This window comes from Fructobacillus tropaeoli, assembly GCF_001047135.2.
GTDB classification, from domain to species: Bacteria; Bacillota; Bacilli; order Lactobacillales; family Lactobacillaceae; genus Fructobacillus; species Fructobacillus tropaeoli.
In genome coordinates, this window is sequence record NZ_DF968103.1 from 1 (window position 1) to 2,674 (window position 2,674).

General features: G+C 43.2%; 3 protein-coding genes. All 3 read right to left on the reverse strand.

What is annotated here, in order from left to right; translation table 11 throughout:
• Window positions 1-1,500, reverse strand: a 1,500-nt coding sequence (locus tag AOQ32_RS07915) for a SpaA isopeptide-forming pilin-related protein (protein WP_148666537.1), incomplete at its 3' end; no start/stop codon positions are given.
• A 71-nt stretch (window positions 1,501-1,571) separates the two neighbouring features.
• Complete coding sequence (locus tag AOQ32_RS07920; RefSeq protein WP_059394351.1) at window positions 1,572-2,315, reverse strand: hypothetical protein; 744 nt, start codon at window positions 2,313-2,315, stop codon at window positions 1,572-1,574.
• 18 nt (window positions 2,316-2,333) lie between these two features.
• On the reverse strand, window positions 2,334-2,674 hold a 341-nt coding region (locus AOQ32_RS08900; protein ID WP_199504900.1), incomplete at its 5' end, for a hypothetical protein.

The window sequence follows — 2,674 nt, forward strand, 5'->3', positions numbered from 1 at the left end:
GCCCTTAGAAGCTTGGACCTCTTCCACGACATAGTGTCCAAGAGGCAAGTCTGTCTTGGTCTGTGCCTGTCCTTTATCATTGGTAGTGACTGTATCAACGACTTCACCATTGATCGAGTCCTTATGAATCTTAAAGATATTGCCAGCTAGGGAATAGTTGTCGTTCCACATTTGAGTGCCTGTTTCGGCACCCGTCTTTTGAATGGTAATGCCACCGGTAACTTCCGAATTTGAGCCAGAGGCTTTTACATCCAAATTGTCAACCGAGTCCACATTAACGGTCACTGGATTGAAGGTACGAGCCAAGCCCTGGCTGGCTTGCTTTTCAGTCACCACATACTTACCAGCTGCCAGAATGTTACCGGTTTCGGCATCACCATTAGCATCAGTTGTAACGGTTGCTACGACCTCACCATCTGCGGTGTCCTTATGCACTTCAAAGACATTACCAGACAATGAATAGTTCCCATTTGTAAGGTCTTTGGTTGTAATCCCACCATTCTTTAAAATCGACTTATCAATTTTCAAGTTGGCTTTTTTGACATTAACTTGTAGTTCTGCCAAATTACGACTTGGGTCCTTAGCTGCAAATACTGGTTGCAGGGGATTGGATAAATCGTTCCCTTCATACGTTCCATAGATATAATATGGCTGTTCTGAGTCGTCCCTAGTGTTCGTATTTACTAATTTTACATTTCCAGACGTTGCAGTATCATTGGCAGATACAGTCAAATAATTTCCACTGGCTGTGGCAGAAATACCATTAGTACCAGAAACATGTTTAAAGTTCTGCAACACACCATTTTTATCCGCTACTGTGGCAGATTGGCCAGCCAAAATGTTCAATGGCGCGGGTGAAAAGTCAGGGCGTTGGCCCATCGCTGCAGCGTTTTGCAAAATCTGTTCAGCTTTGTCAATCGCCCCAGAGCTAACAACATTAGAATCCCACCCAGTGATTGTCGCACCGATTGCATTATGCAAGTCGCTTGAATCAATTTTGTCCGAGCCATTCATAACTCCTGGAATACCATTCTGCCCAGCAATCAATGACCAGACGACCAATTGACCGGCAAAGTATGTTTCACTATCTGTGGCAGCTCCTTGTGCTTGCGCTAAATAAGCGGCATTGTTAATCAGGTTTTGTTGTTGCTTTGTCAACGATTTCCAATATGAGGCGGTTAGATCCTGTTGCCCCTGAGCCGAAGAAGCGTACTCACCGCCTCTTAAGTGAGCGAATGGGTTAATACAAAAGACCACTTGATCATTTACACGGATATTTAAAACAGGGTCAACTCGTCCGTTTGAAAACGTAATATGGCCTTTAATTGGGTCAGGACTGGCAAAAGATACTCGACCATCGGCTGGTAGTTCATCAGCGTGAACATGATGTCCATTTGTCGCCCCCATTGTTGCTAAGAAAAGAGCTGACACCATGGCGGTAACCCAGAATTTTCCAGACTTATACAACTTATAATGTTGATGTGATTTAATATTTTCCATCAAAGTTCCTTTCAAATCAATAAAAAAGGACACCAATAAAAGTGTCCTTTAAATCATAAAATAAAATATTTTTAATATGCACCGTAACTATCTGGTGTCATATCGCCTTGATCCCATACATGATCATCCATGTACTTAGCGGCAGTATTAAATGCTTCCTTCATGGATGAAAAGTCAGATTTCTTCCAGATAACAGTGCCTTTTTCATTTTGAACCCAACCCGTAAAAGTACGTGCTGGTGTTGACGGCGTTGGTTGAGCTTGCTTTGCACTATTCGGTGCAGGTTGCGAAGGCGTCGTTGGTTGACTTGCCGGTGCACTAGCAACTGGCTGTGACGGTGCTTGGTATGAACTGCCGCCGTTTCCAGATGAGGCAGGTGCTTGATAAGTTTTAGCTGCAGGTGCGCTACTTCCTTGGCCACTGCCACTGGTACTTGCTGTTGGGGCCTGGTAAGAGTCACTAGAGATATTGCTATTGCCAGTAGACGCGGCAGCGTTATTACTTGGCTTGGCATCATTCTTGTTATCAGATGAAGTTGCCCCTTGGCTACCTTGATCAGCGTTATCTTTTTGATTATCAGACGCTGTTTGATTCCCTTGTCCATCATCAGATTTCTGTGTTGCTTCGGTTTTCTTAGTCGAAGTACTATGATGCGCTTTTTCAGACTTAGTCTGTGTGGTACTTGTAGAAGACTTGTGACTGCTAGCCATGGCAATGCCGCCAGCGACTAAGACAACAACTAGCACAGTCCCACCACCAATCAGCCACTTCACCTTTGAAGAACTGTTGGCGATTTTATTGAAAATATTTGTCATAACGTTTTAACTCCTAATTTAAAGTGAAGGCGCAACACCGGTCGTAATCCAGTTGAAAATTACTAAAATAATGACAAAGCCAACGGCTGCCATAAAAAGAAAAGCAAGTGCGCCAATAATCAAGCCAGGTATCATGGCTAAGATTGTAATGATCCAGCATATCGCCAAGAAAGCCCAATAAAGCATTAGACCGATGATTTTAATTGGCCAAAATAAGGCCCGCATCGTCAAGTAACAATAATCTTTAAAGGTATATTGATATGGCTCTATTGTGAAAAACTCTTCTTGAACATTAGCCGTTCCCTCTTGTTGATTTAACGCATCCGTCAAATTCGACAAATCACGATACTGGTTTAGCT

Excerpts from the sequence above, each read along its gene's own strand:
- AOQ32_RS07920 (WP_059394351.1), bottom strand. The coding sequence starts at position 2,315 with ATGACAAATATTTTCAATAAAATCGCCAACAGTTCTTCAAAGGTGAAG.